Source organism: Luteibacter sp. P4_E6 (genome assembly GCF_056401535.1).
Genome location: NZ_JBFUJE010000241.1, coordinates 1 through 5995, shown reverse-complemented (window position 1 = coordinate 5995; position 5995 = coordinate 1). Strand labels below are relative to the sequence as shown.

Here is a 5995-nt window from a genome sequence, read left to right as displayed (position 1 = left end):
CTGTGGATCGTACCGGGCGAAATAGCGTTCACGGTGATCCCGCTCGAAGCGACCGCCTTTGCCAACGACGAAGTCATGGCATTCATCGCCGCCTTGCAGGCGGCGTAGCCGGGAGAAGAGGCAGGCGCCATGGTTGCGGCAAGGCTAGAGATGTTGACCACCCGCCCCCATCGCCGTGCCTGCATTTGCGGCAACAGTCGGGTCGTCATGCGTACAGCAGACAACACATTTCGGTCATAGGCCGTCGTCCAGGAAGCAGGCTCAGTGGTTGCCCAGCTCTCTTTCACGCCGCCGGAACCACCGGCGTTGTTGACCAGGATGTCGACAGGACCGGCACGTTCCCCGGCTTCCTCGACGATCCGCTGTACCTGCTCATCAAACGTGAGATCCCCAACGACAACGTGAGCCCGTCCGCCCGAGGCCAGGATATCGGCAGCAACCCGCTGGGCCTGGGTCATGTCGCGCCCGTGAACAATAACGGTCGCCCCCTCCAGGGCCAGTGTCCTGGCGATAGCTTCGCCGATGCCCTTGCTACTGCCCGTCACCAGCGCAACCTTTCCCTGTAATTGAAGATCCATACCGAAACCCCACGTCGTTTTTAATATCTCGCTACGGTGGCCCCACATGGCAGTTCCGACAACTACGCACTTTCAGGTGCCCACCACCCAGGAGTCTTCCGATGTGTGTCTGGGTCCGGCGGGGTCGGCGGCGCACGTGACGCGAGTCGTACGCATGGTCCAGGGGCGCTGGAAGCTGCCGATACTGTTCAGGCTGTTCGCCGACCCGACACTGCGTACCTTGCAGTTGAAGCGTGACCTGGGAAGTATTTCGCAGAAGGTGCTGACCCAGCACCTGCGCGAGCTTGCCGAGGATGGCCTGGTCGCGCGTGTCGAACACGCGGGCAAGTCCCTGCGCGTCGAATATCAGCTGACGGAGATGGGCCGGCAGCTGCGTGCTGTTCTCGTTGCGGCACGAATGTTCTCGGTCGATCATCCGGCTGGGCAATCGGGATGAAGCAGCGATGGCTTGCCAAGGTCGGTCTTGCGCCCGCTGCCGTTGGCGTTCGTTTCACGCCCGGGCCCCGACGATGGGGCCATGACAACTCGTATCCCAACTCACTTCCTCACGAACCGGTCCCCTGACGGCTGCGCGGATCGGACTGGCATCGAGTCGCCCGAGCACGGGTCACTCTCCCACCGCCTGGGCAGGTACACGACCTTGCTGGCTGATGCGCTTGACGCTCCGGATCCCCTACGGGCCCATCGATGGGCCTGTGAGATTCGTAACCTGGGCTGGTCCGCGGCATTGCCCGGTCCGGCCGCCATGGCAGGGGTGTTGGCTATGCGTCTGTCGGATAAAAACGTCTCCCCTGGCGAGATCGACCTGGCGCTCGACGAGACCCTGGCCGAGATCCGCCGGGCGATCGCCCGGATGGCTTAGGCGGGAGCAGCCATGGAAGCCCGCGACCTGGGGAATACGATCACCCTGTATTTACCGCAAGCAAGTGGCGGCCCTTCCCCTTTCAAGGTCTTTCAGGATCGCGAGCCCGTCGGCGAATTCGCCACTCGGGCCGAATCGTTGCGATTCGCCATGGCGCTGGCCGAAACGATCGCTCGAAGCCGCCGCGTACCCGTTCGTGTGCGCAGCGAAGACGAGACAGGACAGTGGCAGAGCATCGAGGCACCGGCAGCGTCGCCGGGATAGCCTCCGTTTCGAGCGACCACCCTGTCAGCGAGCTGGCCTGCGAAGGAGCGCGAAGCGTGCGACACCCGCCAGGCACAGAAACGACAGGGCGACAGCCGAGTTCGTATAACTCAAGGTCTCGTACGGATAAGCCTCGCGAAAGAACGCCCAAGTCACAACAGGGTAGAAAAGTACGATGGCCGACGCGGCAACGAAAAGTGTCAGGCCCGCCGCGCGGCGCTTCAATAAGAGCACTCCGCCGATGCCAGCCGTGACGGCGGCGACGACCCAGGTCACCCAATAGGCCTGCAGATGGGCCTTCCACCTTTGCATATCCACGTCATGACGCCACGGGGGCAACGTTGCCGCGACAACGCGGCCTGTATTGGACACGCCGTGCAGGCCATAAAGCGACGCCACGAGCATGACCAAGGCGAGCGCAACGATTCCCGCACCCAATGACCTGAGAAACATATCTTTCCCTCTTTGTAGATAATCGGCACAGAAACCACCCAGGGACTCTCCATGCGTTTGCTCATGGTTTTTGCGGGAATCGCGGTCGGATTTATCGCATCTCCCGTCTGGGCGACGACGCCCGACCTCTCGTCACTGGCAACGCAGCTCGAAAAGATACGCCACTCCCGTGGCATAGACGAGGCGCGGAACGCCGGGCCCGAGTTCACGCCGGTCAAGCAGGCCTTGCGCGAATGGGTGGAGCAGCAATTGCCCCCGGTACCGGGCGCGAGCATGGCGAATGGCACGGTCTACAACCTGGATCCCGACGACCTGACGGCGCTCAGCGCGCGACTGACCCAGGCGCTCGACGACGCAGGATTGACGTGCGGCCTGCCGGAATCGTCCGACTACCGGTGCGAGGATCCCTCGCACACGGAAAGCGAGCGAGGGTACCTCGACAAGGTCCGCATGGCACCCCTCGACTATCGCTACCTTCTGGTGGTGACCGGGGTGGGGATGCAGTGCGGTTTCGACCAGTCGGCGTACCTCTACGAACAAAGGCTGGATCACCATTGGCACCTCCTGATCAGCATCGAGCAGGACCGGTATGGCAAGGACGAGTACCAGCCCCAGCATTTTCTTTCGATCCAGACATCCTCGTACGACACCGCATGGAACGAACCTGCGCCGCCGCCCCTCGTCGCGACGCTCGGCTACAGTCCCTGGTGTTCGTCGAACTGGCAAAGCCTTTATACGAAGTTGTGGCAGGCATCCAGGGAGACGACGACACCGCCTGCACTGATTGATCGACAGGACAGCCTCTACATGGGCGATGACTTTGTTGCCGGAGCACACCTCACGAACCACGACCTGCTCGTCCAGTACATGGGCCCCAGCATCGACGGCGCTGCCTTGGTCCGACCGCATGTCCAGCGCTATCAAATCGGGCCGAACCACGCCGTAAAGCGTGTTGCGCCTGTCGCGCTCGATCCACAGGCATTCGCCGAAGAATGGATGACCCGACCCTGGGCAGAAGCGTCGCATTGGCTATCCCCCTCCGCCGACAGGACCGCCCTGGCGCAGTTGCACGCGGCAGAGCAACACGCCTATATCACCGGCGAGTACGACGGCAGCGCCAGGCGTTGCCGCGGCTCCACGTCTCTGTGGCAGGTTGCTTACATGCAGGACGCAGACCAGGACACCCTACCGAGGTACTTCAAGGTTCAGTGGACGGCCCCGTACGACTTCAGCCTGGTTGCGGCGTCCACCAAACCCTTTGCGGGTTGTGACGTGACAGCGGCGCCGCCGTCGACGATCGGCACGTTGTTTCCGGTTCAGGGGTGGACGCCATAGTCGTATTGGCTACCCGTTCGTGCTGTCACTCACGTGGTGGCTCGGCGGCCTTCTGCGGGCCAAGCACGATAGCCAGGTGCCTCAAGTCGTCGACGGAAAGGTCGTATCCCTTCCCGTCCTCGCGCTCCTTCAGCGTTCCAAGTACATAGACTCGGAAGTAAGCCACGTTTTCCGCCTGCTCAAAGAGTTCGAACCAGTAGCGACGGTAGCGATAGGCATTGATGGTGGCAGACTTAACGTACAACGATATGGGCTTGCCCTGGTGCTTATCAAAAAAAGTGAAACTGAAACCCGCCCCGTATTTTTTGTACCGTGCACCGCCAAACACCACGCGATCACTCACTCCCAGGCGGGCCCATTCGATCGGGCGAAAGTAGGATTGCAGTGATACCTCACCGAGCCCTTTGACCTGGATCGTCAGGGCTTCGAATTCTTCCTTCGATAGCTCATCTTTCGCCTCCCGATAGCACTGCACGAGCCGCTCCAGGCTATTGGTGCTATGCCTCATCGGCGAAGGTCGAGCACTCCTGCTATTCCGACGAACGCCGCCTCCTTCCCCGACGTCAAGCTGCTCATCGGTTGGTTCATTTCCTTGCTCGGGGCCGGCCTCCGTGGGGTCGAAGACATCAATGAAATCGTTGAGCTTCAGCTTGGCCTTACGCTCTTCCAGTTGACGATCTGTTTCACCAGGCAGCCTCTGCCCCACATCGCCCTCGATTCCTACCCACTCGCATGACGCGTCATGATCGTCCACGGGATTGGCTCGATAGTGAGCGGTCTGATGCTTGGTCTGCTCCTGGGGTGGGACGTGATAGTTCACCCCGGTGACCTTGACGCCTCGTTTCCGGCAGGTGTCGGTTGAGCAGAGGAAGCTCAAGGCGCCGCGCTCAGGTCTGGCGAAATAAAACAGCATGGCTCCCGTTATCGGAAGAACCTCCTCCGCTTCTATGCAGTAGGCGTGCGTTATCCGCTTATTGCTCTTCATTCGCATCCGCTACCTATGTCTATCTCGACGCCCGCGAGGAGGGTGACCCCATCACTACCAGTGAGCGATGGTAGGTGAAATCACCCCATTTGCCATGGAGGGACGCAGGAGGCTTTGTGTGCGCTGCCTGGAGCGCGCCGGAGACGGCTACAAGTGACAAAGCAGCAATAAACCACATCTGACCTCCGTGAGAGATGACATTCAGGGGTTAAAAATACACGGCCGACCTCGGGCTATCCAGGTCGTCGCCAGACCTGCGGTCAGGCAGAGCCTAGAACCTCGACCAGATGTCGCTCACGGCTGCCTCGAAAAGCGATTCCTTGCTGCCGAACTGGTTGTACACCGTTGCTTCGACGCCTGCGCCGAGCGTGCGATATGCGACATCGTCGCTCCCGCGTAGCCTCGCTCGAGAAACGTCGCGGTCGCGCCTGCGACAATCGAACGACGTTTGCTCGCCTGGGCGTTCACCGTGCTGCCATCCCTACTTTCGCCTCGATGGCGTCACGGCAACGCAGTAACCCAGCTTTGAGCGCGATCGCGGGTTTGCGATGGATTGTCGGGCGTGGGCGTTTCGGCGGCAGTACGCTCGCCAGGCGATCGGCCGGAAGCACCTGCAGAAGAGACCGACCGATGGCGCTGAGGTAGGCGGGCACCTGGATGCCGATCGGGACGACGACACGCAGCTCACGCTCGAACGCGACGCAATCGACGATGTTGCGCACGGGACATCTATCCGCATGAGGCCGGCGAGCTCAGGAGTGGCGACCGCCAGGAAGCGGTGTCGAGGCATGGCAATAGCGCCGATGCCGTGATGTCGACGTGTCGGGTACGGTCCCTCGTCGGACCACCGTTACCCTGCTCCGGCGCCTTATACTGCCGCGCTCACAAACCCGGCTGGTCCCATTCCGATGCGCCTTTCTCTCCTGCTTTCTATAGCCCTGCTGATGCCCTTCGTTGCCCCCGCAAGTCAGGAACCGGAGCGCGACTACACCGTCATGGTCCGCCAGACGCTCCTGACCGGCGCATTGCCCAAGCGCGTTCCTCCGCTCCAATGCACCGAAGGCGATGAAGACCGTACGCCGCACACGCAGAAGCCCCTGCCCTGGGGTCCGGCGCAGGTGTGGGAGCAAACCTGGGCCAGCACGGGCCAGGAGCCGGTCGTCTGCCGTCAGGGCGACAACATCCTGGTGACCTTGAAGCCGCCCGTCGACCAGAAACCGTCGGATGCGGTCGTTCCTCAGATCGAGAATCTCGGCAATAGCGTGCGGGTGACGATCCGCCGCAATTGAGACGCCTGCCTAGCGAGTTCGATGCAGGGTAAACGTGGTGGAGACTTCCTGTGAGAAGCAGTCATCGTCGGGCTCAAGTGAGAGCGTCCAGGAAACGTCGACGTGCGACTCGCGAAGCACCACTCCAGATAGTCAAAGCTAGTCGCCGGGACCGGCGCGGCGGCGTATCTTATCCAGGCTTCTGCTTCAGACGCGCCTTTCTTGCTTAGTGCTTGCCGCTGAACAAGGG

The 5995-nt window shown here is 61.6% G+C and carries 9 protein-coding genes; 4 read left to right on the top strand and 5 right to left on the bottom strand.

The window, feature by feature from the left end; translation table 11 throughout:
- A partial coding sequence (locus AC1DT2_RS14195; protein WP_477296990.1) for an SDR family NAD(P)-dependent oxidoreductase occupies positions 1–626 on the bottom strand: 626 nt, incomplete at its 3' end.
- On the opposite strand from AC1DT2_RS14195, the gene AC1DT2_RS14190 reads away from it, so the two are divergent.
- Both AC1DT2_RS14190 and AC1DT2_RS14185 read left to right on the top strand, forming a co-directional pair.
- Positions 625–1014, top strand: coding sequence for a winged helix-turn-helix transcriptional regulator (locus AC1DT2_RS14190; RefSeq protein WP_477296989.1), 390 nt, complete (start codon positions 625–627; stop codon positions 1012–1014). The two genes, AC1DT2_RS14195 and AC1DT2_RS14190, sit on opposite strands and share 2 nt — an antisense overlap.
- A 438-nt stretch (positions 1015–1452) precedes the next feature.
- The gene (locus AC1DT2_RS14185; protein ID WP_477296988.1) at positions 1453–1704 is read left to right on the top strand and encodes a hypothetical protein; all 252 of its coding nucleotides are present in this window, start codon (positions 1453–1455) and stop codon (positions 1702–1704) included.
- Positions 1705–1728: 24 nt separating this feature from the next.
- Here the strand turns inward: AC1DT2_RS14185 and AC1DT2_RS14180 are convergent, their stop codons facing one another.
- Complete coding sequence (locus tag AC1DT2_RS14180; RefSeq protein WP_477296986.1) at positions 1729–2157, bottom strand: hypothetical protein; 429 nt, start codon at positions 2155–2157, stop codon at positions 1729–1731.
- 51 nt (positions 2158–2208) lie between these two features.
- On the opposite strand from AC1DT2_RS14180, the gene AC1DT2_RS14175 reads away from it, so the two are divergent.
- Positions 2209–3492 carry a hypothetical protein gene (locus AC1DT2_RS14175; protein WP_477296985.1) on the top strand — a complete coding sequence of 428 codons (1284 nt, stop codon included), beginning with the start codon at positions 2209–2211 and terminating at the stop codon, positions 3490–3492.
- Positions 3493–3517: 25 nt separating this feature from the next.
- Here AC1DT2_RS14175 and AC1DT2_RS14170 read toward each other — a convergent pair whose 3' ends face one another.
- The 3 genes from AC1DT2_RS14170 to AC1DT2_RS14160 all read right to left on the bottom strand — a co-directional run bounded on the left by AC1DT2_RS14170 (position 3518) and on the right by AC1DT2_RS14160 (position 5199).
- A complete protein-coding gene (locus AC1DT2_RS14170) occupies positions 3518–4477 on the bottom strand; it encodes a hypothetical protein (protein ID WP_477296983.1) in 960 nt (319 codons plus the stop codon).
- Between the two features lie 294 nt (positions 4478–4771).
- Positions 4772–4945, bottom strand: a complete 174-nt coding sequence (locus tag AC1DT2_RS14165; protein WP_477296982.1) for a TetR family transcriptional regulator — start codon at positions 4943–4945, stop codon at positions 4772–4774.
- On the bottom strand, positions 4942–5199 hold the full coding sequence (locus AC1DT2_RS14160; protein WP_477296981.1) for an IclR family transcriptional regulator domain-containing protein: 258 nt from the start codon (positions 5197–5199) through the stop codon (positions 4942–4944). The genes AC1DT2_RS14165 and AC1DT2_RS14160 overlap by 4 nt, the downstream gene beginning before the upstream one ends.
- Before the next feature lie 186 nt (positions 5200–5385).
- On the opposite strand from AC1DT2_RS14160, the gene AC1DT2_RS14155 reads away from it, so the two are divergent.
- Complete coding sequence (locus AC1DT2_RS14155; RefSeq protein WP_477296979.1) at positions 5386–5766, top strand: hypothetical protein; 381 nt, start codon at positions 5386–5388, stop codon at positions 5764–5766.
- Positions 5767–5995: the final 229 nt, after the last annotated feature.